The organism is Niallia sp. WK069_GA_01 (assembly GCF_983173855.1).
This window is the reverse complement of the sequence record NZ_OZ470138.1, coordinates 2829280-2855262: the sequence shown is the minus strand read 5'-3', so window position 1 is coordinate 2855262 and position 25983 is coordinate 2829280. Positions and strand designations below refer to the sequence as shown.

Annotated in this window: 17 protein-coding genes; 9 read left to right on the top strand and 8 right to left on the bottom strand. The window is 34.2% G+C overall.

Going from position 1 to position 25983, the window contains the following annotated elements; translation table 11 throughout:
* Positions 1–337: 337 nt before the first annotated feature.
* The 4 genes from ltaS to AC5LWL_RS13565 all read left to right on the top strand — a co-directional run bounded on the left by ltaS (position 338) and on the right by AC5LWL_RS13565 (position 11434).
* Entirely contained in the window at positions 338–2284 is a 1947-nt protein-coding gene (gene ltaS / locus AC5LWL_RS13580) for a lipoteichoic acid synthase (protein WP_493434798.1), read from the top strand.
* A 330-nt stretch (positions 2285–2614) separates the two neighbouring features.
* Positions 2615–3865, top strand: a complete 1251-nt coding sequence (locus AC5LWL_RS13575; protein ID WP_493434797.1) for an MFS transporter — start codon at positions 2615–2617, stop codon at positions 3863–3865.
* 181 nt (positions 3866–4046) lie between these two features.
* Positions 4047–6374: an RNA polymerase recycling motor HelD gene (helD, locus tag AC5LWL_RS13570; RefSeq protein WP_493434796.1), complete on the top strand. Its 2328-nt coding sequence runs from the start codon at positions 4047–4049 to the stop codon at positions 6372–6374.
* Between the two features lie 1697 nt (positions 6375–8071).
* Positions 8072–11434 (top strand): hypothetical protein, encoded by a 3363-nt coding sequence (locus tag AC5LWL_RS13565; RefSeq protein ID WP_493434795.1) that lies wholly within the window; start codon positions 8072–8074, stop codon positions 11432–11434.
* 92 nt (positions 11435–11526) lie between these two features.
* Here the strand turns inward: AC5LWL_RS13565 and srtD are convergent, their stop codons facing one another.
* The 4 genes from srtD to AC5LWL_RS13545 form a co-directional block, all read right to left on the bottom strand.
* Positions 11527–12117: a class D sortase, LPxTATN-specific gene (gene srtD / locus AC5LWL_RS13560; protein ID WP_493436613.1), complete on the bottom strand. Its 591-nt coding sequence runs from the start codon at positions 12115–12117 to the stop codon at positions 11527–11529.
* Positions 12110–13072 carry a processed acidic surface protein gene (locus AC5LWL_RS13555; RefSeq protein WP_493434794.1) on the bottom strand — a complete coding sequence of 321 codons (963 nt, stop codon included), beginning with the start codon at positions 13070–13072 and terminating at the stop codon, positions 12110–12112. Before AC5LWL_RS13555 ends, srtD begins: the two co-directional genes overlap by 8 nt.
* Before the next feature lie 503 nt (positions 13073–13575).
* On the bottom strand, positions 13576–15132 hold the full coding sequence (locus AC5LWL_RS13550) for an ABC-F family ATP-binding cassette domain-containing protein (RefSeq protein WP_493434793.1): 1557 nt from the start codon (positions 15130–15132) through the stop codon (positions 13576–13578).
* Positions 15133–15537: 405 nt separating this feature from the next.
* Complete coding sequence (locus AC5LWL_RS13545; protein WP_493434792.1) at positions 15538–16083, bottom strand: pyridoxamine 5'-phosphate oxidase family protein; 546 nt, start codon at positions 16081–16083, stop codon at positions 15538–15540.
* A gap of 108 nt (positions 16084–16191) precedes the next feature.
* Between AC5LWL_RS13545 and pdxR the strand changes: the two genes are divergently transcribed.
* Both pdxR and AC5LWL_RS13535 read left to right on the top strand, forming a co-directional pair.
* Positions 16192–17601 carry a MocR-like pyridoxine biosynthesis transcription factor PdxR gene (gene pdxR / locus AC5LWL_RS13540; protein ID WP_493434791.1) on the top strand — a complete coding sequence of 470 codons (1410 nt, stop codon included), beginning with the start codon at positions 16192–16194 and terminating at the stop codon, positions 17599–17601.
* Entirely contained in the window at positions 17598–18224 is a 627-nt protein-coding gene (locus AC5LWL_RS13535; protein WP_493434790.1) for a hypothetical protein, read from the top strand. The genes pdxR and AC5LWL_RS13535 overlap by 4 nt, the downstream gene beginning before the upstream one ends.
* 5 nt (positions 18225–18229) lie before the next feature.
* Here the strand turns inward: AC5LWL_RS13535 and AC5LWL_RS13530 are convergent, their stop codons facing one another.
* Together AC5LWL_RS13530 and AC5LWL_RS13525 are read right to left on the bottom strand one after the other, a co-directional pair.
* A complete protein-coding gene (locus AC5LWL_RS13530; protein ID WP_493434789.1) occupies positions 18230–18616 on the bottom strand; it encodes an Hsp20/alpha crystallin family protein in 387 nt (128 codons plus the stop codon).
* 153 nt (positions 18617–18769) lie between these two features.
* A complete protein-coding gene (locus tag AC5LWL_RS13525; RefSeq protein WP_493434788.1) occupies positions 18770–18913 on the bottom strand; it encodes a small acid-soluble spore protein P in 144 nt (47 codons plus the stop codon).
* A gap of 245 nt (positions 18914–19158) precedes the next feature.
* Between AC5LWL_RS13525 and AC5LWL_RS13520 the strand changes: the two genes are divergently transcribed.
* The 3 genes from AC5LWL_RS13520 (at position 19159) to AC5LWL_RS13510 (ending at position 23225) form a co-directional block, all read left to right on the top strand.
* The gene (locus tag AC5LWL_RS13520) at positions 19159–19416 is read left to right on the top strand and encodes a hypothetical protein (protein ID WP_493434787.1); all 258 of its coding nucleotides are present in this window, start codon (positions 19159–19161) and stop codon (positions 19414–19416) included.
* A 329-nt stretch (positions 19417–19745) separates the two neighbouring features.
* A complete protein-coding gene (gene acnA / locus AC5LWL_RS13515; RefSeq protein ID WP_493434786.1) occupies positions 19746–22451 on the top strand; it encodes an aconitate hydratase AcnA in 2706 nt (901 codons plus the stop codon).
* A gap of 384 nt (positions 22452–22835) precedes the next feature.
* A complete protein-coding gene (locus tag AC5LWL_RS13510) occupies positions 22836–23225 on the top strand; it encodes a rhodanese-like domain-containing protein (protein ID WP_493434785.1) in 390 nt (129 codons plus the stop codon).
* A gap of 351 nt (positions 23226–23576) precedes the next feature.
* Here AC5LWL_RS13510 and AC5LWL_RS13505 read toward each other — a convergent pair whose 3' ends face one another.
* Positions 23577–24563 (bottom strand): D-2-hydroxyacid dehydrogenase, encoded by a 987-nt coding sequence (locus AC5LWL_RS13505; protein WP_493434784.1) that lies wholly within the window; start codon positions 24561–24563, stop codon positions 23577–23579.
* Positions 24563–25780: an aminotransferase-like domain-containing protein gene (locus AC5LWL_RS13500; protein WP_493434783.1), complete on the bottom strand. Its 1218-nt coding sequence runs from the start codon at positions 25778–25780 to the stop codon at positions 24563–24565. The genes AC5LWL_RS13505 and AC5LWL_RS13500 overlap by 1 nt, the downstream gene beginning before the upstream one ends.
* Positions 25781–25983: the final 203 nt, after the last annotated feature.

Genomic DNA, 25983 nt, shown 5'->3' with positions numbered 1-25983 from the left:
TACTAGAAATTTATAAAAAATTCATGTAAGATAATTTTAATTTGATTCCTCACCGATGGCAGGAAAGATGGGAAGAATATTTTTAGAATAAATTGGAAAAACGGGTAAAATTAATTATTTTGATTTTATAAAGCATATGTTATAATGGACTACGTTGTTTTGTAAATATCATGTAAATTTTTCTTGATAATTGAAAATTAAAGGTAAATTGGTAAGAGACGAAGTACTTCTTATAAAAAAGTTAAAAACGAAAAGATTTGAGAGCATGTCGTTAATTACAATAAAAAAGAAACAGTTAGGATCTTTTTTATTATATTTTGAATTGAGGTGAACATGATTGAAAGGTACAGTAGAATTATTTAATAAGTTTATTGCTAAACATTCTTCTTTCTTTTTAATCGCCATTATTTTATTTTGGATTAAAACATACGCTGCCTATAAAATTGAGTTTAGTTTAGGGGTTACAGGAGCTTTTCAACAATTCCTTTTATTGATAAACCCAATCAGCTCTGCATTATTTTTTATAGGACTTGCACTTTTTATTAAGGGAAAGGCACAGCCTATTATGATTACGGTCATAACAGGGGTAATGTCAGCATTGCTTTATGCCAATATTGTTTACTACCGTTTCTTTACTGATTTCATTACGGTTCCCGTTATGATGCAGGTGAAAGTGAATGGCGGGCAATTGAGCGATAGTATTTTCTCCTTAATTAACGGATACGATATTCTTTATTTTTTGGATGTAATCATACTGATAGTATTGCTTGCTACGAAGGTATATAAACCTGTTGTGCAAAAAAATAGAAGAAAAGCAAAATCAATTTTTGCATTAGCTATTTTAACCTTTATTATTAATCTTGGTTTAGCGGAAGTGGATCGTCCTGAGCTTTTAAGTCGATCATTTGACCGTAATTATTTAGTGAAATATTTAGGTGCTTATAATTTCACCATCTATGATATTGTGCAAAATGCACGTTCTGAAAGCCAAAGAGCTTTAGCGGACAGCAGTGATATAACGGAGGTTCAAAATTATATTAATGCAAATTTTGCTGCACCTAACTCTGTTTATTTTAAAAAAGCAGAAGGAATGAATGTTGTCTATATTTCATTAGAATCATTACAATCCTTTATTATTGACTACAAATTAGATGGACAGGAAGTAACACCATTCTTAAATTCTTTAACAAAAGATTCGAATACGTTTTATTTCAAAAACTTTTACCATCAAACTGGTCAAGGTAAAACATCTGATGCTGAATTTATGATGGATAATTCGTTATACGGAATGTCTCAAGGTTCTGTTTTTGTTAATAAAGCACAAAATACTTTGCAGTCAGCTCCAGCTATTTTAAAAACAAAAGGATATACTTCAGCAGCATTCCATGGAAACTATAAAACATTTTGGAACAGAAATGAAATGTATAAATCGATTGGATATGATCAATTTTTTGATGCAGAGTATTATGATATGTCCGAAGAAAATACGAAAAACTATGGAATGAAAGATATTCCTTTCTTTAAAGAGAGCATGCCGTTATTAAAAGGGTTAAAAGAACCTTTTTATACAAAATTTATTACTTTGTCTAATCATCATCCTTTTGAAATGGATGAAGGAGATACGGATTTTCCTCCAGGAGATTTTGGAGATAGCGTTGTAAATGATTATTTTCAATCAGCACATTATTTGGATGAATCGATTAAAGAGTTCTTCGATATGCTGAAAGAATCAGGTCTTTATGACAACACAATGATCGTCATGTATGGAGATCATTATGGTATTTCAGAAAATCATAATACCGCGATGGCGAAAGTGATGGGCGTAGATGAAATAACGCCGTTAGAGAATGCTCAATTGCAACGTGTGCCACTATTTATCCATGTACCTGGAGTACAAGGAAAACAAGTAAGTAACTATGGCGGCGATGTAGATGTTATGCCAACTGTTTTACACTTATTAGGGGTTAATACGAAAGACTATTTACAGGTTGGTTCCGATTTATTATCCAAACAGCATCGTGAAACAATTCCTTTTAGAAATGGTGATTTTGTATCACCAACCGTTACTAAAATTGGGGATAATACGTACGATACCAAAACTGGTGAATTGTTAACTGGAAAAGACAGTGAAAAACAAGCAGAAAGTGCTGCGGCAGAATTAAAGACTTCTGACAGCATTGTTAGTAAAGATTTATTACGCTTTTATACTCCAGAAGGTTTTACACCTATTAACCGTGAAGACTACAACTATGTAAAAGAGACGGATACTACATCAACTAAATAAAAAAGCAGGAGAAAAACCTCTTATCTAATTGACTAGATAAGAGGTTTTTTGTATTTAGCAAAAAGTAAGCGGTGAGCTCAAACGAAGCAATATATAGATGAAAATAGCCTTTAAAATAGGGTGGTTACAATAGAGGAATTACCTCGAAATCAGAAAGTTTTCAAAAGGGAAAATAATAAAAAATATTTGCTGAAAAGGTCTTGCAGGTAGAAGGATTCGGGAGTATGATAAGCAATGGAATAATTCAATTCACGAAATACTTTATAGATTAATAACCAAAATCAACGGAAAAATGCGTGGTATATGTTGATAAAGAAGGATGATTTTTAAATGAAAGAGTGTAGCCCCAAAAATAGCGGGAATGAAAAATGGAGTATGCAAAATGGTATTTACACTACTTTAGTTTTGAATATTTCTAATAACTATTTTCCTCTTTTTGCCATTAGTGTGTTAGGAGCAAGCAATTACCAAGTAGGATTAATTAGTTCATTGCCTCCATTTATTGGAATGTTTGCGATGATTATTGGTTCTATTATTCTGAATAGGCTGCAGGAGAAAAAAATGTTTACTGTTTATTCTTTTTTCTTCTCCAGAGTATTTTTAATTGGTATGGCTTTTGTTGTTTATTTGCCAAAGCAATATCAATGCTTTGTTTTCATCTTATTAGTTGGTTGTATGAATTTTCCCTTTTCATTTGCAACATTGGGGTGGCAGTCGTTTATTGCAGAAATCATTCCTGAACAGCGCCGAAATACTTTTTTTAGTAGTCGGAACCGAATCATGACTCTAGTTGGCATGATTTCAACATTTACTATTGGTTTTTTCCTACAGTTATTTGATAAAGATAATGCAATTCCATACCAACTGCTTTATTTGGCAGCATTTATCTGTGGATTGATAGAGATATACTATTTAAAGAAACATAAGGAAAAGAAAAAGGTAATGCTGCAAAAATCAGAAAAAAAAGCACTGTTTGGTTTTGCTGTTTTTAAACATAAACCATTTTTTTATTTTTTATTATGCAGTCTATTTTTTAATTTTGGTTGGCAAATGTGCTGGTCCCTTTTTAGTATTTATCAAATTAAATATGCGGATGCAACTGGTTTATGGATTAGCTTATTTGCAGTTGCAAATTCAGTTGGTCAAGTAATCAGTTTTAAATGGTGGGGGAAGATGGCGGATAAACATTCAACTGCTAAAATGCTAATCTATGTATCGATTGGTATGGGAAGTGCGCCGTTTTTAACTGTTTTATCTACAAATTTAGTTTATCTCGTGTTAGTGAATATATTTGCTGGTTTATTTGTGTCAGGGACGGTTTTATTGCTATTTAACCAGCTTTTGGAGACGATAGAAGAGAAAAACCGCAGTCAAAGTATTGCTAATTATAATATCTTATTAGCCTTAGTTGCTTTCGTGGCACCGCAGTTTGGTGTCTATCTGTTGGAAGTAACGGATATAGTAACTGCAATGTTTGTTTCATCGATCATTCGAGCGTCAAGTGGTGCATGTTTCTTTTTCTTTTACGTATACTTAAAAAGAAAACAACTTTTTATTATTCGAAAAACGGCAAAAGCATAAGAAAATCCCATGCTCTTTTGTAGGGCATGGGATTTATAATATAAGAGTAGAATTATTGGCGAATGCATGTTAAAATAAAAAGATGCAGTATCGATGTATATATTTATATATACTTTTATCTATTATAATAATACCACGAAATAACTTGCTTGTCAAATAGAAAGATTAGAGGAGTGCTTATATGACAGAATCAAAAGACAAAGACATGATTATAGAGCAAAAAAGGGCAGAAAATGTCATTAAAGAAATAGAGGGAAAGATCGATCAATTTGAAAAAGCTAGCATGAAAATCGGTGGAGATGTAGGTCAAATTCGCAAAACTTTTTGGCAGGATGTTACAGTCAATTTAGATGAACCTGATGATGTTTTAGAAACTCATACTAGCATTAAGCAGCAAGCTGAGCTATTAGGAGAAAGGGAAAGAAGCTATGGACAGTTACATAAACAGTTGAAGACATTAACAAAGTTAAAGTCTTCCCCTTATTTTGGCAGAATTGATTTTAAAGAAGCCGGTCAAGAAGGAATTGAAGAAATCTATATTGGCATCGCATCTTTTATGGATAAAGAAGAACAAAATTTTTATATTTACGATTGGAGAGCGCCAATATCTAGTATTTATTATGATTATTCCAAAGGAAAGGCAAGTTATGATACCCCAGAAGGAAGAATAGATGGGGAGTTATTGCTAAAGAGACAGTTTATCATTCGAGATGGCAAAATAACCAGTTTATTTGATACAGGTGTCACGATAGGGGATGCTCTATTATTAGAGGTGTTAGGCAATAATGCTAACACATTAATGAAAAGTATTGTTGCAACCATACAGACAGAACAGAATAAAATCATCCGTAATGATTCAAGCAAGGTATTAATTGTTCAAGGGGTAGCAGGAAGCGGGAAGACATCTGCTGCGCTGCAAAGAGTTGCTTATTTATTGTATCGTCATAGAAAAACCTTAAATTCTGATAATATTATGCTGTTTTCACCAAATCCATTATTTAATAGTTATGTTTCTACTGTACTTCCTGAACTTGGAGAAGAAAATATGCAGCAGTCAACCTTTCAGGAATATTTAGTGAATAGAATCGGAGCTGATTGGGAGGTGGAAGATCCATTCTCTCAGCTAGAAGTTCTTTTAACAGAGGATAATCAGGAATCACATGCAATGAGGTTAAAAAGTATTCAATTCAAGAGCAGCATGGAATTTAAAGATATAGTAGATAAGAAGTTGGAAAAACTGTCTACAGAGGGAATGATGTTTAAAAATATTACTTTTCAAGATAAAGTGCTACTTTCGAAAGAAGAGATGACACGGAAATTTTATGAATTGGATGCTTCTTTTACTGTGGCAAATAGACTGCAATTATTAAAGGAATGGGCTCAAAAAGAAATGAAACTTCATGCAAAACAAGAAAGAAAGCAAAGGTGGGTTGAAGAAGAGATACAGCTCCTAGATAAAGAAGAATATTTAGAAGCATATAAGGAGACACAGAAAAAGGTAGATGAGTTTTCTTATTATGACAAGGAAGAACAATTATTGCGGAAACAAATCGTAAATAAGAGGTTCAAACGAATATACATGGCCATCAAAAATTTGCGGTTTATTAATTATGCAGGTATATATCAAGCAGTATTTCAAGAAGAATGTCCAGGTTCACTAACGGAAAAAGATTGGCAGCTTATGCAACTTCATATAAAGCAAACGCTAAAAAAGAAGCAGTTATGGAATGAAGATGCTACACCCTTTGCTTATTTAAAAGATAAGATAGAAGGAAAAAAATCCGTTATAAGCATGAAGCATGTGTTTATTGATGAGGCACAGGATTATTCTCCCTTTCAAATGGAATATATAAAGGAGCTGTATCCACACAGCAAATTAACTTTATTAGGAGATATTAACCAAGCCATCTATGCTCATAGTAATAATGAGTTAATGGAAACAGATGCCACAAAAGAAGTAGAACGAATTGTATTAACAAAGAGTTATCGATCCACTCAAGAAATTGTGGAGTTTACAAAAGAAATAGCTAAAAATGGCGAAATGATCGAACCATTTAATCGTCATGGAGCAAAGCCATGCCTAAAAGAAGTAGCAAATCAGGAGATGCTTTTAAGTGAAGTGTTGACTGCATTGCAGCAATTAAAAAATAAAGGCCATGAAACGATAGCTGTCATTTGTAAAACAAAAAAAGAAAGCGAAAAAGTGTATGAATGGCTGAAAGGGAAAATAGCAGTCCGATTAATCGAAAAAGGCACCATCGTTTATGAAAAAGGGATTTCTGTTATTCCAGCCTATTTAGCAAAAGGAATAGAATTTGATGGAGTCATTATTTATAATAGTTCGGTATATAATAACGAATTGGAGAAAGAACTCTTCTATACGGCATGCACAAGAGCGATGCATGAACTAATTCTTTTTACGGAAAAAAACCGCCTAAATACTTTTTTGAAAACAATCAATCAAGCAGCATATCAATTAATGAAAGAAAACGAAAGTATTCCCCTTTAATTTAAAAAGCTCAGTTAAATTTTAAAGGGTTTACTTTAGGATTAAATAAAAAAAGAAGCTGGGACATAAGTATTCCAGCCGAAGATAAATCCGAACCATGATACGAAGATGAAAAATATCTCGTATCATGGTTTGGGTTTTTTATTTATGTAAAAAAGAAGGTTTTTGGTAATCAGCCGCAGCCTGCATACGCTTCGCTTTCCGTGGGGCTCGACTTTAGCCGCTTCGCAGGGTCTCGGCTTCCTCCCAGCGGAAAGCGAGTGTTTGTAGCGTAATGGAACAACATAGTTTTTATACTTAACTACTCAGACTTCGCATCATCAAATTCGTTTGGAAGTCTTGATATTACTCGGTTTAGAACAATAAAATGGGAGGCTTGTTTTTTAAAAGGTGAGAAAGTATATATTTTTTGAAATGTGAAGGCTGTCTAGCTTCGCCGTACAGGATGTACAAGTGCCGGCCAAGACATAAGGACGTGGCGTATTTAGCCGGTCAGTGCCCTATCCCCAGTGAGTATAACCTCCAGCCTCTAAAAGTAAAAAACACTTTTTGAGTCTGGAGAACATTTTTCTTCGGGGCTAAACAAGGCGCTTGCGTTTTTCTATGGGGTTGCTTTCCACTACGGGTTGCTTCGCTTTCCGCGGAGTGGGAGCTCTGAGCCTCCTCGGCGTTGCCTTGCGGGGTCTTTAGCCTTCCCACATTCCCGCAGGAGTCTTCGCACCCTCCGTTACAAGCAACCTGTTTTAGAATAAGTTCTTGTCTTCGAATATCATGACAAGGAATGATTGCTAAACACTAGTAGCGTTGATTTTTATGTTATTATCCAACGATGTTTTACCGAAATATTCCACTTTTAGTCTATTTCTATAAGGTGGGTGTTTTTACCCGTTCAACGACAGCAACTAATTGATCAAACGGCTTGATTGGAGTGGAAGATGCGAGAATCCTGTGGGATTAGCGGGTTAGATAGACCTAAGTAGCTCAGGCGCTTGCGCCGAGGAGGCTCATCGCACGCCCCACGGAAAGCGAGCATCCTGAAACGAGAATCTTGCCCCTATTTATAAGGAATAATGTTTGCAAACAAACACTCAAAAAGACGAATCAATCATCCTTTTCTAATTGCTCTAAATCAGGTTAAGTCAATACATGAAGAAGGATTTATAACTGCGAAGTTTGAGTTAACTCTATGAAAAAACATAAATAACCAGTATAGGGAAATAACCATTTACGTGCTAAATTAGAGCATGATTAAGTTTGTTGTTATATTGAAGCAGGGAGCAGCCGAAATACACGAAGACTCCTATGGGAATTGCGGGACAGGCGAGACCCCGCAGTGCAACGAGGAGGCTCGGCGCCAGCCCCATGGAAAGCGAAGTGTATTCCGGCTGCGGACTAGTTGAGCGTGTAATCCACTTTTTAGGTTAGACATCCAATCCAAGTAACAAATTTTGCACCATGTCACAAGCTAGGTATAAGTGCAGTAATCAAAATTTACTTATAGAACCGCAGAAAAGCCCTAAATGCACATTTAGGGCTCTTAACATTTGAGTTGCAATTACACAGTCTACATAAGAAAAACCAATCATTGATTTCCTTTGTCATAAAAAAACTATTTGATTAATAGAATCAAATGTTGTAATATTACACTTAAAGTGGAAAAGTAATTCAAAATCCTTAATAGAAAAGAGGGGAATATAATGTCTGTTCATCAAAGTAAAAAAGATATCTTTCAATCAGAATTAGAACAACTACAAGTAAATGAATACATAACAACAGGAGAATATAATCATATATTAAAAGCATATGATCGGTTTTATGAAGAGAAGAAAATATACAAAAAAACAATAGAAAGAAAAAAACATGCAGAGTGGAAAGAAATACTCCAAAAGCAAACAAAGCCAAAAAAAATCCACACTGCAGAACAGCTGCGAGAAAGAAATATTGGTTTTTTATTATATATAGGAGTATTGCTCCTGCTGATAGGTGGATTGTTTGTTGCTACAAGCAATTGGGATACCATGGCAGGGTGGATGAAAGCATGTTCAACCTTTTTTGTTTCCTTTCTTTTTTATGGATTTGCTGTTTTTGCTAAAAGAATAGTGAAAATAGAAAAAACAGCATTTGCATTTTTTGTTCTAGGAAGCTTCTTTTTGCCAATTGGTATCTTATCTGTAAGTTGGTTTGAATTATTAGGTCACTTTTTATCTTTTAGAGGAGAAGGAAATTTTCTCCTAGGTGTGTTAGGTTCACTCCTTTTAATACCGATTTACTACTACTTGGCAAATTTATTGCATTCCCGTTTTTTTCGTGTAGTCACATTAGTAACGATTTCTTGTATGACTGCCTTCTTATTATTAAGCTTCCATTTCACGAAGGATCTATTTTTCTTCTGCTTTATTGCTTATAATTGTTGTCTCCTTCTTATTTTGTCTAAATGGAAAGAAAAGTATTTAGTAAAGAAATTTAACAAGGAAATGCCAATATATACGCAGATTCATCTTATTCTTACTACTATCTGTTTACTATTTTTTTATAATGGAGCTGTATTTCAAGGCATAAATTTTTTATTGTTGAGTGCATTATATATTGGCATCTTATTTGAAACGAAATACAAGCAGTATCATGTTTTTGTAACATTAATGGTTGTTATAGGAAGTTATCGAATTTTTACAACAGACCTTTTTTATAATTGGAGCCCGGTTCTTTTGGCGGTGGTAGCACTATGTATAATGGTCTTTGGTTCAGTTATTTCGAAAGTGATAGAATGGGGGCGGGTTTGGGAGATTACAAGTATAGTCGTTATTGCTTTAACATTCCTTTACAGCCAGCTATATAATACGGAATTGATTTTTAAAGGTTCTGTTATGCTGCCTATCACCTATCTGTTGATTGCCTGTCAATTTATCTATTTAGCGAATAGATCAACGTATCGTATTTATACATACTTGCCAGCAGTATTTATTGGGCTTTCTTTTTGGCAGTTTGCTTTAAAAATGAATATTGTGGATTCAATAAAATTAGCGCTTATCACCATTTATAGTATTGGAATCATACTGCTGTTTCTTTTAGGATTCTGTAATCAACTCCCTGTATTAAAAAAAATAAAATATAGTTCTGCGACATTTGGCTTGGCAATAATGATGGTTGTTGCTTATTATTCGGGAATATTCTATTTTGGTGATTGGTTTGTAGGCTGCTTATTTCTCTTATTAACAGCTAGCTTTATACTAGTGAAAAAAGCAAGATGGCCAGTATTTTATTTAGCAGCATTGCGATATTTGATTCCATTCTGTTTGGCAGCTGCTTATTTGGCTTTCAGTCAATCTATTATTTTCTTTGAAAGTAAAGGGATTTCCTTTAATCTGGCTATTTCAAGTGTTCTATTGCTTGCATCTACATTCTTTTTTAAAAAGGACGTTGTATTAAAGCAAACTAGTTTTTATATTGGTCAAGGTATATATATTTTAGCTATTTTTCTTTCTATAATCTTTCCATTGTTTGGTGAATGGACGAGAACAGGAATTTATGCGGTAGGACTCTTTGTCTTTATCCAATTTTACAAGGTTAGGAAGAAAGAGCTGATTGTTTGGTTAATCAGTATAGTAGCTGTTATGACATATTTAGCCTTGATTTCAGACTTATTTGCTTATTCTTCAATCATTCAATGGAAATTTCACCTATATGGCTGGTTAGTTTTATTCGCATTGCAATGGGTGTTGAAAGAACATGATTTTAAACGTACATTTTTTATTCTAGGGCATCTTTATTTATTACTTTCCATTTCCATTGATTATACGGTAAATGGGAGAGAGATGCATCTTCATTTCTTATATGCACTCTGTATGTATATCATTAGTGTAATTATTGTGAAAAATAAATGGGGAATTATTGTTTTTCAATATGCTAGTTATAGTAGCTTCTTTTTATTTATTGCCAATACGTTATCAGCAGAGTTTGCAGGTGGTGATTCATTTTCTCAAGCGTTTTTATTCACAAGTATCCTTTTATTTCTTGTTTATATTCTGCTTCACAAAGTGGCTAAAAAAGCGATAATCTATTTCTTTATCCCTTTTTCTCTAATAGGCATTAGCTGTTGGATGATCACTTCTGTTTTTTCTACGAGTACGTATATCGTGTTGTTGATTTATCTTGCTATCTATTTCATCTTTACTTATGTATCTAAAATGCACTACTTTAGCATAGCTGGTCTTATTCAATTAGTAGCAAGCACAGAGCTATTCATTTATTCAACGAATATAATGGAGATCGATCAGTTCTTATTATATAGTGTGATAGGTGTTCTTCTTGTGTTTATCGGTTCCTTTGCATATAACACTATTTATTATTTTGCTGGAAAAATAGAAGGAAGTTATCTTGATTTTTATAGTTTGACAGGAATTCTTGTTTTTGCCTATTTATATGCAATTCATTTAGATAGTGTATGGGCAAAGGTTCTGCCAGGTATCTTTATAGCAGTCACTTTATTTATTCAAAAAAGAAGAGTACCGCAAAAAATAGCATGGTTACCTGTTCTGGGAGCAGTCATTTATTTGCTGCAGCCATACTATTCCGTAATAGATCAGTTGCCGATTCCTTTGTATTTCTCAAAAGAAAGTATCGTTTTACCTTGGTTACTACTTGTTATTATCAGTAAAAAGATCGTAGCCAAAACATATATGCCAATTATAAATCGGATAGAGTGGGGGGTATTAATACTTGTTGCTTCCTTATTAATAATGGATGCACTGCAAACATCTACGATTATGGATGCATTGATCATCGGCAGCTTGTCTGTACTATCCGTTATTAGTGGATTTTACTTTAAATATAAATCATATTTTTTTGTTGGAGTTACTGTTCTTTTGCTAAATGTTATGCTGCAAACAAAGTCATATTGGGGAAGCTTTCCGTGGTGGGCATATCTTCTTATCGCTGGAAGTATTCTCATTTTAGTAGCGAGCTTCTATGAGATGCAAAAACAAAAAAGCGATAAAAAAATGGTTTTAAAAATAGTGAAATGGAAAAATCATATAAAAAATACTTTAGCAAAATGGCAATAATTCAGCTGTGAAAAATATTAGCTTGAAAGAAAAAAATTTCGGGAGGTAGAAAAGCAGGAGTTTGTCTGCTTTTTTACCTCTTCTTTTTTTATTTATGATGAAAGAGTGATTGTTTTGATTAGATCTGCTGTAACAATATAACGCTGTGGAGCATTTCCTAAAAAATAAAAAGGGTAGCATGTAGTTAATGTTAATATGGGTCTTGACTTTGCTGTTAAAACTGTTTGATTTTCTGCCGATACAATCTCCATTTTTCTGACTTTGTATTGGAATTCTCGATTATCTAATTGAATATAAATAGAATCATTTTGTTGGATATCTTTTAAAACTCGGAAAAAGGTATCTCTATGTCCAGATAAAATACTGTTATTTTGTTGTCCAGGCAAAGCGCTTTGTGAAAAATGTCCAATTCCTTTTTCTAAAATATCATGATCTGTTCCTTCATAGATATTCATCGATTTCTGAACAGATGGTAAATAGATAGAGCCAATGAGATCCCCATTTTGATACAATCTCCGTATCTTCAGAGGTTTGTTCGTTTCTATTTTGCGTAGTCTTTCATTTGGAAAACTTGTTTGAATATGAGTTTTTACAAGATAGCTCCCATGATAAAAAACGAGTAAAAATCCAATACACAGACAGAAGCACCCTATCCAGCTTTTAGAAAAAAATCGTTTATTCATCATGAATATTTTTTTTTCTCTTTCGGAATACAAATAGAATTCCTAATAAAATCAACATATATCCAAGAAAAAGAAATAAAGGATGAAAAGTGGCCGTGTTTGGCAGTTGTGATTGGTAGAGTGTTGATAATTCTCCGCTGAGCTCGGAAAGTTGAATTACTTTGTCCGCAGCATCCACAGCAAAACGACTAGATAATTTCTCTGGTGAAATAACCGTATCGATTAATACATTATTCTGCTTGTCTTGCAGTTCCAACGTCAAAGTATCATAGGATTTATCTTTTAAGAAGGTTTGTATCGATAATTCGGTCCGTTTTCCATTATCGTCTACTGTATAAAAGATAGGTTGTAATGCAAGTGTATTAATTACATCTTTCCAAAGGGAAACTAAGTTTTTCTGCTGTATTTTTGTTAATGTTTCGTCTTGATCAAGTGTATCAAAATTTCCTAATGCTTTTTTCCATTCATAAACTTTATTGTTTAATACTTCTTGATCAAGCTGTTTAAAATGATTGTATAATTGTTTTTTTTCCGTTTCATTTATGCCAACACTAATAAGAAACTGTTCTAGATTTGTCATGATGGTTTCATGATTTTGATAAAAATCAATGGCAACATCTAAATCTTCTATAAACCAGAAATCCTGTACTTTTTCATTAAAACCGGCTAACAAAATATCCAGCTCTTCTCTTGTCATATGATAAGAATGTAAGAGATGTTCAAGAGAGTTCGGCGTAATCGGAGTTCCTAAACACTCTTTTAGTTCCTTTATATTATCAAAATCTGTCAGCTTCATTTCTTTAAAAGACAAGTAGTTTTCTAAATCATGCTCTGTCCAGCCTAATGAATTGGAAAGCTGTTCTATTTCTGCTTTTGATGGAGCAGCGAAAACAGGAATAGAAGAGGAAAAAGACAAAAGAACAAGTAAGATTGACATAATCAATTTTTTATTCATCAAACAAACCCCCAAAAAGAAATATCATTATTGGTAGTGTTTGCTAATGCATGAAAAAAATACGAAAAAAATAACATTTTTAGAGAAGCGGCTTCTGGTTAAAAGCAAGGGGGAGATACAAAAAAGAGGCTGAGACATAACTAGATAGATAATGGGTAAAGACGAACATTTTCTAACTTAGCACTTAAATGCTTACTTCCCTATACGGGTTATTTATGTTTTTTTAATAGAGTTAACTCAAACTTCGCACCTTCAAATTCGTTTGCAAGTCTTGACGGCTTGATTGAAGCGGATATGCGAGACTCCTGTGGGATTTGCGGGTTAGATGAACACAATCGCCGAGGAGGATCATCGCACGCCGAAGTGTATTCAGGCTGCGGGTGATTACCGCAAATCTTCTTTTTTACATAAATAAAAAACCCAAACAATAATACATCTTCGTATCATTGTTCGGGTTTATCTTCAGCTGGAATACTTATGTCCCAGCTTCTTTTAATCGTTGTTTATTCAACATCTTGATTAGACCAAGATTCTACATCCCACACTTTTGTTACCCAATCTTCATAAAAATCAGGTTCGTGACATACTAGAACAATCGTTCCTTTGTATGCTTTTAATGCTCTTTTTAATTCTTCCTTAGCAACAACATCTAAATGATTTGTTGGCTCATCAAATAATAACCAGTTGCTTTCTTCCATTAAGAGCTTGCATAAGCGGACTTTTGCTTGCTCGCCACCGCTTAATTGATTTAATGGTCTTGAAATATGTTCATTTTTTAGGCCGCAGCGAGCAAGTGCAGCACGAACTTGATGCTGATCCATGATTGGGAAAGCATTCCAAACATCGTCAATTGGCGTAATGTTTCCTGCTTTTACTTCTTGTTCAAAGTAAGAAGGGTAAAGAAAATCGCCACGCTCAATTTTTCCGTTGATTGGTTCAATTTTTCCGAGCATCGTTTTTAACAAGGTAGATTTCCCAACACCATTGCAGCCGACCACAGCAATCTTTTCGCCTCGTTCAATTGTAATCGACATTTTCGGCAAAAGAGCATGAGTGTAGCCAATCTCAAAGTCATTCCCTTCAAAAACATAACGGCTGCTTCCTCTTGATTCTTTAAATTCAAAAGTAGGCTTCACAGCAGTTTCCGGACGATCAATGCGTTCCATACGATCTAATTGTTTTTGTCTACTTTTAGCACGGCCAGTGGTTGAATAGCGCGCTTTATTTTTACTAATAAAATCTTCTTGTTTTTTTATAAAATCCTGTTGTTTTTCATATGCATTAATATGTTGATTTTTATTGATTTCTGCAAGCTCTAAAAACTTATCGTAACTTGCTGTATATCTGGATAGTTTAGAAAATTCCAGGTGAAAAATAACATTGGATACTTGATTCATAAATTCAGTATCATGGGAGATAAGCAAAAAAGCATATGGATATTCTTTTAAATAAGAAGCTAGCCATTTGATATGTTCAACATCTAAATAGTTGGTAGGTTCATCCAATAATAATACTTCTGGCTGTTCTAATAAAAGTTTAGCAAGCAATACTTTTGTTCTTTGTCCACCACTTAGCGCAGAAACGTCACGATCTAATCCAATGGCGTCTAAGCCTAGACCACGTGCTGCTTCTTCGATTTTGATATCAAGTGTATAAAATCCGCCAGCATCCAATTTATCTTGGATTTTTCCCATTTCTTCTAATAAAGCTTCTAATTCTTCTGGAGTGGCATCCCCCATTTTAGCGGTTACTTCATTTAATTTTTCTTCTTCTTTAAAAAGGGGTAAAAAGGCATCTTTTAAAGCGTCTCTAATTGTTTTTCCTGGTGTTAAGACAGTATGCTGATCTAAATATCCATAATGCACACTTGGAATCCATTCCACTTTACCAGTATCATGGATAAGCTGTCCTGTAATAATATTCATTAGAGTCGATTTTCCGACACCATTTGCTCCTACTAAACCAATATGATCTTCTGCTAAAAGGCGAAAAGAAACATCTTTAAATAATGTTCGATCGCCAAATGTATGACTTAAATTTTCAACATTTAATAAACTCATTTATTGTTATCCTCGCTTTATTTAAAAAGTAATTCATCATTTTCATCATACTAGAAGTGGACGAAGAAAACTAGACTCGTTTCTGTTTTTTTCATTGTTCTTTCCATACAGAGATACAGGGTGTAGTATTCATACACTTCTCACTAGCGAGAGCGATAAAAAAGGATAAATAGAATACTTGAATCTTGCAGAATAAAAAAAGGATATGGAGTGCTTAATAAACCCGATAAAAAGTGGAGGGAAAGAGGCGTCTGCAGATTTGCAAGACATGCAAGATGTGTGAGAACGTAACATCGAAGCAAACAGTTAAGCGTCGGACAAGTGAACGAACTCCCTGTTGCTTCGAGCATCACTATTTATATTTTCTAACATGCATTTTTTACAGTTGCTCTATGTAAATAGGTTCTAAAGGTCCATATGAATCGTTCTGCCAGGTGTAAATTTCATTTTCTCGATCAAATTATTTTCTTTGCCTGTTATTTTTTCAGGGGTTAATTTAAAGACGACCGTTTTGCTTCCTAAGGAGGAGACATATCTTTCTAAATGAGAAGAAGCTAATGGCTTATCATAATAACCTGGTACATATTTATTCAGCAAGCTTTGCATAACAGCTGTACATTCCGTTATTTTTTCGACTCTTTCTACCTTCCCGAAAAGGATGACACTTTTATAAGCAGTATCTGTTTTGGCAGGAATAGGATTGCTCATTGTTCCTAATTCTTCACTTACTGTAAAACAAGCTTGATTATTTTTTTCAAGAATTTCTATTTTTCTGCCAGAGCTTGCTCCATGGAAATAGATATTCTTTTGATGCCAAACATAGTTTAATGGAATAACATATGGTTCCAGACCATCAGTTAATCCTAAATAGCCGACATGCATAGCCTCTAAAAAATCCTCCATTATTGCTTGATCTGTTATTTCCCTGCTAGATAGTCTCATCTTATTCATCTATTCTTCTTCCTTTCTAAATGTGTTACACTTATTGTAAAAAATGGATGTCCTATAAAAAAGAGACAGAACTCAATTTTTTAACAGGTACAGATGGGAGGATAGCAAATGTTTTTACAAAAGGACACGAAATTGCCGCTATACATGCAGATATATGAATATTACCGTCATGAAATAGGAACTGGAAATATAGAACAGGGAACGAAGCTTCCTTCCATAAGAGAGCTGACAAATAGGTTAAACGTTAGTAAAAATACGGTTAACGAGGCATATCAGCAATTGTTGGCAGAAGGCTATATAGAAAGTAAACAGAAAAAGGGGTATTGGGTAGTAAAACTAGAAGAGAAAATCATTTTCCCGGATAAAAAAAAGCTGTCATTTCATTATCCAGTAATAGCGGAGAAGAATGAGGAAAAGGTGATTGATTTTCAGTATGGTGATATTGATTTATGCCATTTTCCATTAAAGGCTTGGAAGAAAAATATGACAGATAGCATAGATTCTTTAGAAAAAGAAGTCATGTTATATGGAGATAAAATGGGCTATTTTCCGTTACGAGCAGAAATTAGCAAGTATTTATACGAAGCAAGAGGCATTAATTGCAGCCCTTATCAAATAGTGATTAAGGCTGGGACACAATACGCGATAAAACAAATTCTTCCGTTATTAGGTGCATCTGCTAAAAAGATTGCGATGGAGAATCCTGGATATGATGGTGTGAGAAGAATATTTGAGAAAGAAGGATGCACTTTAGTTGATATACCAGTTACTGTAGAAGCGGGGTATAGTATGGAAAGCCTAAAAAAGAGTAACAGTGATTTAGCCTATGTCACTCCTTCCCACCAATTCCCATTAGGAAAAATTATGCCTATTGTCAAACGCATGCAATTGCTGCAATGGGCAGACGCTAACCAAACCTATATTATAGAAGATGATTATGATAGTGAATTTCGATACGAAGGAGCACCGATTCCGAGCTTAAAAGGATTAGATCTAAATGATCGTGTTATTTATTTAGGAACTTTTTCAAAAGCATTTCTGCCTTCTGTAAGAGTGAGTTATATGGTTATGCCAGAACGTTTAGTAAGAAATACGAACAAGGAACAGCTTGAATCCCAAGCAGCTTCACCCATCATGCAAAAAGCACTTTCTTTATTTATTGGAAAAGGAGAGTTTGAGCGCCATCTTCGTAAAATGCGTAAACTATATGAAGAAAAACGAACAATATTGGTACAAAGTATTCAAAAACGGATGGGCAGAAAAGTAGAGATTATCGGAGAAAATGCTGGTTTGCATTTATTGATCGTAATAAAAGGGGGAAATACGGATAAATTATGCGAAATAGCAAAGAGAAACAAAATAAATGTGTATTCAGCTGAAAAGTATTATTGGAAAGAAACAAAAGGAGAAACTTATCCAATTATCCTTGGGTTCGGTGGATTAACGATTGAAGAAATAAAAGAAGGGATCTCTTTATTGGCACATATATGGTTCGAACAAACGGAGGAGATAGAATGATGTCATTTTTAGACCCATTCCTTAGCAATTTTTTTCGTTTTTCTTTCGTAGAATGGACAAGGTATTTCCATTTTACAGGGTTAGTTTTTATTTTATGTGCTTTGTTTTTTTCTATAATGCTGAGAAATACCGTAATAAATGTATTTTTTAGTAAAAATGACCAGGCGATTGATATTTTTTTTAGGAAAAGAAAAAGTAATCCATATTATTGTTTTGTATACTCGATTGCTAATTGTGATGACCGAGGAGTTATCAAATCCTATCGTAAGCTTGTAACCAAAAAAATCAACAAACAATTTTATCCTTATTTTACCGTTGTATTTTCCTTTTATTTTAATCATACAAAAGGAATTGCACAGGAAATAAATAAAATACACTCATTTAACGTTCGTTTGTACTATCAAGTTTTATATAGAATGAAACAAGACCAATCATTTTTTTGCGATAATCAGCTAATCAATATAAAAAGGAAATGGATGAAGGCAGTCATTTTAGCTGAACAAGCAGAAATACAAGGGAATAGGAATCAAGCTAGAACATATGCAAAGCAGGCGCTGCTTGCATCAAGAGGATATCGGTATTATTTATTAAAAAAGTATTATGCAAGAAAATATAAGTTATAAGGCATTTATTGAATAGAAATAGTATTCGTTTTTCTTGTACTTAGGCTATGCTTGCTAACAAATATTTCAAGAATATCATTATTGAATGCAGCCGTAATTTCTTTTATATCAATAAAAAATGGAAAAAAGATTGTACGTTGTTTTTTCTCTACTAACGAATTAATAGTTGTAGAAGCATGTATCGTTATATAATCATGTTCAGCAATGACAGAAATATTTTTTTTATGAAAATTTGGCAATAAAGCTTCCACAATATAGTCATTTTCGGTTTCAAAAACGTCCATGCGAAATTCCGTTTCATCTAGGTAGGTAGTGAGCGGGTCAAGAAAAAAATCTTTTAACCACTCCTCCATTTCACCATTCCATTTTAAAGACTTCTTGTCATTTTTCATGATTTATCCTCCTTAATATTATACATCTTATTCCATTATTTTTAAGATGTGAAACATAATAGGAGTAGCAGAAAATGAAAAGTTGGTAAAAAATGAAGATGAAATTATATCATGTAGCGGAGAAGAAGTGAAACCTTCTTCTCCGTTAATTGTTTACATATCATGACTGCTATTGTGCTTTTGTCGACTGTGATTTTTATTTTTCACTTTTTTACTGCCGCTTAATGGTTCTGGTTGTCCTGTTTGATGACCTTTAGGAGCATTTTTGCGCATGTCTTTCCCGTCATTCTTATTCATTTAACATCCCTCCTTGTCTTAGAATTTGAGAAATAGCAAAAGATTATACCGAATATTTTCATGAACTGTTGCACATTTTAACGGTAGAGTTTTTTTAGCATTTCCAGATAGATGACTCCCGCTTTTAGGAATGTAGAGGGAAAAGCCCAAAGTTCCCTGGGCAATAAATTTTGCAAAAACAGCTTTATAATTAAGAAACTCTTTAGATGTTTGACAAATAGTTAGCTTAAATAGGAGGTAATTTTATGTTATATCATAAAAATAAACAAGAAGCTTTTCAAGCCGCTCAACGCGGTTTGATCGAAACACAAACTTTATATGAAGACATCGTAAAAGATTCAGCAAGTTATGGGCATCAATTAAAACATTTAAAACAAGAAATTAACGAGACATATGAACAAATAGAAAATGCATTAGAAGTTGCTTCAGAGCATCAAAGAGAGCAATTGGCGACTTTTCAACACGATTTAAAAACAATTGTTGATGAAGTGAATGAAATATAAGCTACTGAAATGTGGAGAAGCACTGACCTACTAAGATCACCACAGCCTGAAGGATGCTATTTTTAGAACATTTTATCGTCGGTGTTTTTTCTTTATATTATCAATAAATTTAAACCCTTGATCATGAACAATTTGCTAGCAGTTATTTAGAAAGTTATCAGTGTCATAAGTTTATCTTATGATAATTGATAACTTTCTTATTATTTACTTATGAATATAATTGTATTAATATTAAAAGCGGTAAATAGGGAATAGAGCGGATGGAAAGTGTGAATTATTCGACTATTATTCTATTTTTGGTATATGATTACAAAGAGGGGGTAATACATATGGCAAAAGATATTTTTAATGCACGCAAATCATTTGAATTAGATGGAAAGCGTTATCATTACTATCAATTAGCTGCTTTAGAAAAAGCTGGAATCGGTAAAGTTTCCAAGTTACCGTATTCTATTAAAGTTTTATTAGAATCTGTGTTAAGACAAATGGATGGTTTTGTAATTAAACAAGAGCATGTTGAAAACCTAGCAAAATGGGGAACAGACGAAGTAGAAGAGATAGATGTTCCATTTAAACCATCTAGGGTAATTCTGCAAGACTTTACTGGAGTTCCAGCAGTAGTAGACTTAGCTTCTTTGCGTAAAGCAATGGCAGATTTGGGTGGAGATCCGGATAAAATCAATCCAGAAAAACCAGTAGATTTAGTTATTGACCACAGTGTACAAGTTGATAAATTTGGTACACCTGATGCATTAAAAGCGAATATGGATTTAGAATTTGAACGAAATGCTGAACGTTATCAATTTTTAAGCTGGGCTAGAAAAGCATTTGATAATTATCGTGCAGTTCCGCCTGCAACAGGTATCGTTCATCAAGTGAATTTAGAATATTTAGCAAGTGTGGTTCATGTTAATGAAAATGAAAATGGTGAATTTGAAACATTCCCAGATACATTAGTTGGAACGGATTCACATACAACGATGATTAATGGAATTGGTGTACTAGGATGGGGAGTTGGGGGAATTGAAGCAGAAGCCGGAATGTTAGGGCAGCCTTCTTATTTTCCAGTGCCAGAAGTAGTTGGAGTTAAACTTGTTGGGGATATGCCAAATGGTACTACAGCAACGGATCTTGCTTTAAAAGTAACACAAGTGTTAAGAAGCAAAGGAGTAGTAGGCAAATTTGTTGAATTCTTTGGATCTGGTGTTACTCAATTGCCGCTAGCAGATCGTGCAACGATTGCAAATATGGCACCGGAATATGGAGCAACTTGCGGATTTTTCCCGATCGACGACGAATCTATTGCGTATATGCGCTTAACAGGACGTTCAGAAGATCAAATAAAAATCGTCGAAACATATTGTAAAGAAAACGGATTGTTTTTCGATCCTCAAGTAGAGCCAGTCTACACAGATGTAGTGGAGATAAATCTTTCTGAAATTGAAGCGAATCTTTCTGGACCAAAAAGACCACAGGATCTGATTCCATTATCCAATATGCAAGATACTTTTGTTCATTCAGTAACTGCTCCAGAAGGAAATCAAGGTTTTGGTTTGAAAAAGGATGAATTCAATAAACAAGTGGTTGTTGATTTTGCGAACGGGGATTCTACTACGATGAAAACTGGATCCGTAGCAATAGCGGCAATTACGAGTTGTACAAACACATCCAATCCATATGTACTTGTTGGAGCTGGGTTAGTTGCAAAAAAAGCTGTAGAATTAGGAATGGAAGTACCGAAATTTGTAAAAACATCGTTAGCTCCAGGTTCAAAAGTAGTAACTGGATATTTACGAGATTCCGGCCTTTTGCCTTATCTAGAACAAATCGGCTTTAATCTTGTTGGTTATGGCTGTACAACATGTATTGGGAATTCTGGACCGCTACGTGAGGAAATTGAAAAGGCAGTAGCAGATTCAGATTTGCTTGTAACAAGTGTATTATCAGGTAATCGTAATTTTGAAGGGCGTATTCATCCGCTTGTCAAAGCAAATTACCTTGCTTCACCACCTTTAGTTGTGGCATATGCTCTTGCAGGAACAGTAAACATTGACTTGCAAAAAGAAGCAATAGGGAAAGATAAAGATGGAAAGGATGTATTCTTCCAAGATATTTGGCCATCAACCGAAGAAGTGAATAAAGTTGTTCACCGTACGGTTACTCCTGAATTATTTAATAAAGAATATGAGCGAGTATTTGATGATAATAAACGATGGAACGATATTCAAACAAATAGTGATCCATTATATACATTTGATGAAACATCCACCTATATTCAAAATCCGCCATTCTTTGAAGGACTAAAACCAGACCCAGAACAGGTTCTTCCGTTAAAAGGGTTAAAAATGGTTGGAAAATTTAGCGATTCTGTAACAACTGATCATATTTCTCCAGCTGGAGCTATTGGTATTAATACACCTGCAGGAAAATATTTGAAAGAAAATGGAGTTGAGCCTCGTGACTTTAACTCTTATGGTTCTCGTCGAGGAAACCATGAAGTGATGATGAGAGGTACATTTGCCAATATCCGTATTCGCAATAAAATTGCACCTGGAACAGAAGGAGGGTATACAACATACTGGCCAACTGGAGAAGTTATTTCTATTTATGATGCATGTATGAAGTATAAACAAGACGGTACTGGTTTAATGGTTGTTGCAGGAAAAGATTACGGAATGGGATCTTCACGTGACTGGGCTGCAAAAGGTACCAATTTATTAGGAATAAAAACAGTTATTGCAGAAAGCTTTGAACGTATTCATCGATCCAACCTTGTCTTAATGGGTGTTTTACCATTACAGTTTAAAGATGGTGAAAATGCAGATTCATTAGGTTTAACAGGGAAAGAGACTTTTAATGTTTATATCGATGAAACAGTAAAGCCGAGAGATTTTGTAGAAGTAACAGCAACTTCTGAAGACGGCAAGAAAACAACGTTCGAGGTATTAGTTCGTTTTGATTCAGAAGTAGAAATTGACTACTATCGCCATGGTGGCATATTACCAATGGTATTAAGAGACAAACTAAAAAAATAAATTAGACACCTATACAGCCAGATTTGCACCACGGTGAAAAGAAGCTGCTTTCTTAAATTAATAAGCAGAAAGCAGCTGGAATATACGAAGACTCCTATGGGATTAGCGGGACAAGTAGACCTGTAGGAGCAAAGCTCTGAGGAGGCTCGTAGATGAGCCTCATGGAAAGCGAAGTTATTCTGGCTGCGGACCTATCGAGAGAGCAACAGCTTTTTTTCAGGGGAGCTGATCTAATAAGAATTGTTCACTCATACAAAAAAACAAGGGCAGTCAGCCTAGCTGACTAGCCCTATTTGCTTATTCTGCCAATAGAAGCATTATTATAGGAATTCTTGGAATAATTTGCTACGATAGGAATGTATCCAATAAAAAGGAGGAAGAAAAATGACATTAACTTTCGGTAAATTAGTAGAAGAAGCTCGTAAGAATGTTGCAAGTCTATCTTCTATTGAAGCGAAAAAAAAGCTAGAAGATAATCCAAATACATATGTAATTGACGTACAGGATGCAGAAGATGCTGGTGCATGCGGCTTAATTCCAAGTAGTGTAAATATATCACTAGGTATGCTCCCAATTCGAGCAGATTTAGAATTGCCGGAAGATTTTCGAAATCCTGAGTTAGCAAATCGAAATCGTCCTATACTTGTTACTTGCGGTTTAGGCGGTCAAGCAGCTCTAGGTGCTTATTTACTAAAGCAAATGGGTTTTACTGATGTTGCTTTTATTGAAGGTGGTACAACAGCTTGGAAGGATTCAGGTTTTGAAACCGTATAAGGTGAAAAAAGGGATATTCCTGTTATGGAATATCCCTAAAGATCCCCTAAAAACGTTACGTTCCCTCTCTTTATCCCTCCATTTTGGTGGAGTTCATTAACCAACAGCATTTAAAGAGAGGACTAAGTGCGATATCAAGGGAAATCTGCTAAGTAGTACCTGATTAAGGAAAATCGACTACTTATGTGATTAAGGAAAATCGACTAAGTACGCCACGTCCTGTGTCAACGTCGATTGACTCGCATCTTTCGAGCCTGTGTCCAACGTCGATTGATTTGGATTCTTCAAGTTTGAAATTTTTGCAAGTGATAGTTTCAGAAGGCGTAGTTTGTTTAAGACGCTCATTCTTTCTTAATATCCTAAATTTTTATCTACTATATTAATAAGAGGCTGGTCATTTTGGAAGCGTTGAATATTTTTAAAAAATATATTCATATAACGTTCCATGCTCTTTGGTGAAAAATAGGCATTATGTGGAGAAATAATCACATTATCCAATTCCCAAAAAGGATGGTTCTTTCGCAATGGCTCTATATCAAAAACATCCAAAGCTGCTCCTGCAATTTTTTTCGCTTGTAATACCTTCAATAAATCTTGCTCTGCAATTGTATTTCCACGGCCAATATTAATTAGGAAGCTTGTTGATTTCATTAAACTTAATTTGTCTTTATTAATAGAATGATAGGTCTCAGAGGTAGAGGGTAGCGCCAAAACAAGAAAATCGGATGCTTTTATTACCATATCCATTTCTTCTAGACCAACAACTTTATCGGCAGGATCATCTTCTCCTGTTCGATTTGGTCTTTTTCTGCAGCCGATAACAGTCATATCAAATGCTTTGCAGCGCTTAGCAATTTCTTTCCCAATCTCTCCATAACCGATAATACCAACCGTTGAACCTTCTAAATCAGTAATAGAAGTATTTTCCCAACGTCTAGATTGCTGATTATGTAACAAGGTAGGGATGCATCTAGCAAAACTAGACATCATCGCAATGGTATGCTCAGCAATAGGAATAGATGTACAGCCTTTTGTATTTGTAATAACAATATTACTATTAATTGTATTCTCATTAAGAAGACTATCTGTGCCGACACTAATGGATTGTACCCATTGAATGTTTGGAGCAACTTTCATAATAGTTAGTGGATCATTTAATCCTAATGTTAATACAATAGTACATGCTGATAAATCATGTTTTACAGAGGGTTCGTTTTCTCCGTATGTCCAAGGTTCTAATAAAACGGTAGCACCTAACTCGGTTAATTTATTTATATATTTTTCTGGTATATTATTTCGAATATAGATTATTAATTCTTTTTGCTCCGTACCGTTCATTAATATGCTTCCTTTACTGATAATCTTTTTACATAAGCATAATATGTTTCAGCTAGGCGCTTAATTGCTTGTTTAATTTTTTGCTCATCACAATAAGTAAAACATAATCTCATTGTATTAAATCCATCATCATTTAAAAAGAAATGCTGTCCATCTAAGTAGGAGACACCTGCTTGCATTGCATCTTCAACAAATACACTTGTATTCACACCGAGCGGAAAGGTTAACCAAAGAAAAAAACCGCCCTCAGGTGAAACGAATGAGACGTCTTCACCAAAATACTCTTTTATAGCATCGACCATTGCTTCTTTTCTAGACTTATAGATCGTGCTTAAATACTGAATATGTTTTTCTATATCTAGCTGCTGCAGGACATTATATATCACTTCCTGTACGTAAACACTAGTTAAACCATCCGTTTTTAAAATCCTCATTTTATCCATTACTTGCTTATTTCCGATAGCCCAGCCCATACGAATACCTGGTGCAATGACTTTGGAAAAAGTACTTAAATAAATTACTCTTTCTGGTCCAAAGGAATGAATGGAAGGTACATAATGTCCATCAAAAGAAAGTTCAACATATGCATCATCTTCTAAAATAAAGAAATTATACTCATAAGCAAGCTTAGCCAGTTTTTTTCTTCTTTCTAATGAAAGATTAACACCACCTGGGTTATGATAATTTGGCATAACATAAAGAATTTTAGGAAGTGGTTTATTATTTGCTTTTGCTTCTATTAATGCTTGTTCGACCAAATCCACTTGTATTCCATTTTCATCTATCGGAAAAGAGGTTAGTTTTACTTCTGCTAGATTAAATGTACGGATTGCGCCAAAAAAACAGGGAGCCTCAATCCATAAATCATCTCCTGGGTCAGTTAGTGTTCTTGTAACTAGATCAATTGCTTGCATACTCCCAGAGGTAACTAGTATTTCGTTATCCTCCGCATAAACATTACGTAACTTTGAACGAGATTTAATCCATTTGACAATATTGCTTGGTCCAGTGCCGCCAGTGTAGGATAAGGCGCTAGTTCCTTGTGTTTTCATTGCCGTTTCCGTTGCTGATATGATTGTTTCAATCGGAAACGATTCTGGAGCGGGAAAACCATATGATAATGGTATGACATGATCGAAACTGCCGGCAAAGGAAGAACCTATTATTTGCATATCAGGGAATCTTTTGCTGAATGTAAATTGTTTTAAAGCTTTCATTATGTAACACACCTTCCTATAACTTAGATAAAATAATACTTATTTGAAAACTTAACATTATTCTAAAATTTTTTCCATCATAATTGTTTGAAAATTAGTGTTATTTCGAAAAAATATTATGATGTTGGCTAAAATTATTAATAAAAGGATGAAAAAGGAGGATTGTTTTGTTTCTTTTTAAAAAGTGGCTGCTCCCTGCTTAT

Bases quoted from the DNA above. Each gene is read 5' to 3' on its own strand.
- AC5LWL_RS13575 (WP_493434797.1), top strand. From the start codon at position 2,615: ATGAAAGAGTGTAGCCCCAAAAATAGCGGGAATGAAAAATGGAGTATG.
- helD (WP_493434796.1), top strand. From the start codon at position 4,047: ATGACAGAATCAAAAGACAAAGACATGATTATAGAGCAAAAAAGGGCA.
- AC5LWL_RS13565 (WP_493434795.1), top strand. From the start codon at position 8,072: ATGTCTGTTCATCAAAGTAAAAAAGATATCTTTCAATCAGAATTAGAA.
- srtD (WP_493436613.1), bottom strand. From the start codon at position 12,117: ATGAATAAACGATTTTTTTCTAAAAGCTGGATAGGGTGCTTCTGTCTG.
- AC5LWL_RS13555 (WP_493434794.1), bottom strand. From the start codon at position 13,072: ATGAATAAAAAATTGATTATGTCAATCTTACTTGTTCTTTTGTCTTTT.
- AC5LWL_RS13550 (WP_493434793.1), bottom strand. From the start codon at position 15,132: ATGAGTTTATTAAATGTTGAAAATTTAAGTCATACATTTGGCGATCGA.
- AC5LWL_RS13545 (WP_493434792.1), bottom strand. From the start codon at position 16,083: ATGAATAAGATGAGACTATCTAGCAGGGAAATAACAGATCAAGCAATA.
- pdxR (WP_493434791.1), top strand. From the start codon at position 16,192: ATGTTTTTACAAAAGGACACGAAATTGCCGCTATACATGCAGATATAT.
- AC5LWL_RS13535 (WP_493434790.1), top strand. From the start codon at position 17,598: ATGATGTCATTTTTAGACCCATTCCTTAGCAATTTTTTTCGTTTTTCT.
- AC5LWL_RS13530 (WP_493434789.1), bottom strand. From the start codon at position 18,616: ATGAAAAATGACAAGAAGTCTTTAAAATGGAATGGTGAAATGGAGGAG.
- AC5LWL_RS13525 (WP_493434788.1), bottom strand. From the start codon at position 18,913: ATGAATAAGAATGACGGGAAAGACATGCGCAAAAATGCTCCTAAAGGT.
- AC5LWL_RS13520 (WP_493434787.1), top strand. From the start codon at position 19,159: ATGTTATATCATAAAAATAAACAAGAAGCTTTTCAAGCCGCTCAACGC.
- acnA (WP_493434786.1), top strand. From the start codon at position 19,746: ATGGCAAAAGATATTTTTAATGCACGCAAATCATTTGAATTAGATGGA.
- AC5LWL_RS13510 (WP_493434785.1), top strand. From the start codon at position 22,836: ATGACATTAACTTTCGGTAAATTAGTAGAAGAAGCTCGTAAGAATGTT.
- AC5LWL_RS13505 (WP_493434784.1), bottom strand. From the start codon at position 24,563: ATGAACGGTACGGAGCAAAAAGAATTAATAATCTATATTCGAAATAAT.
- AC5LWL_RS13500 (WP_493434783.1), bottom strand. From the start codon at position 25,780: ATGAAAGCTTTAAAACAATTTACATTCAGCAAAAGATTCCCTGATATG.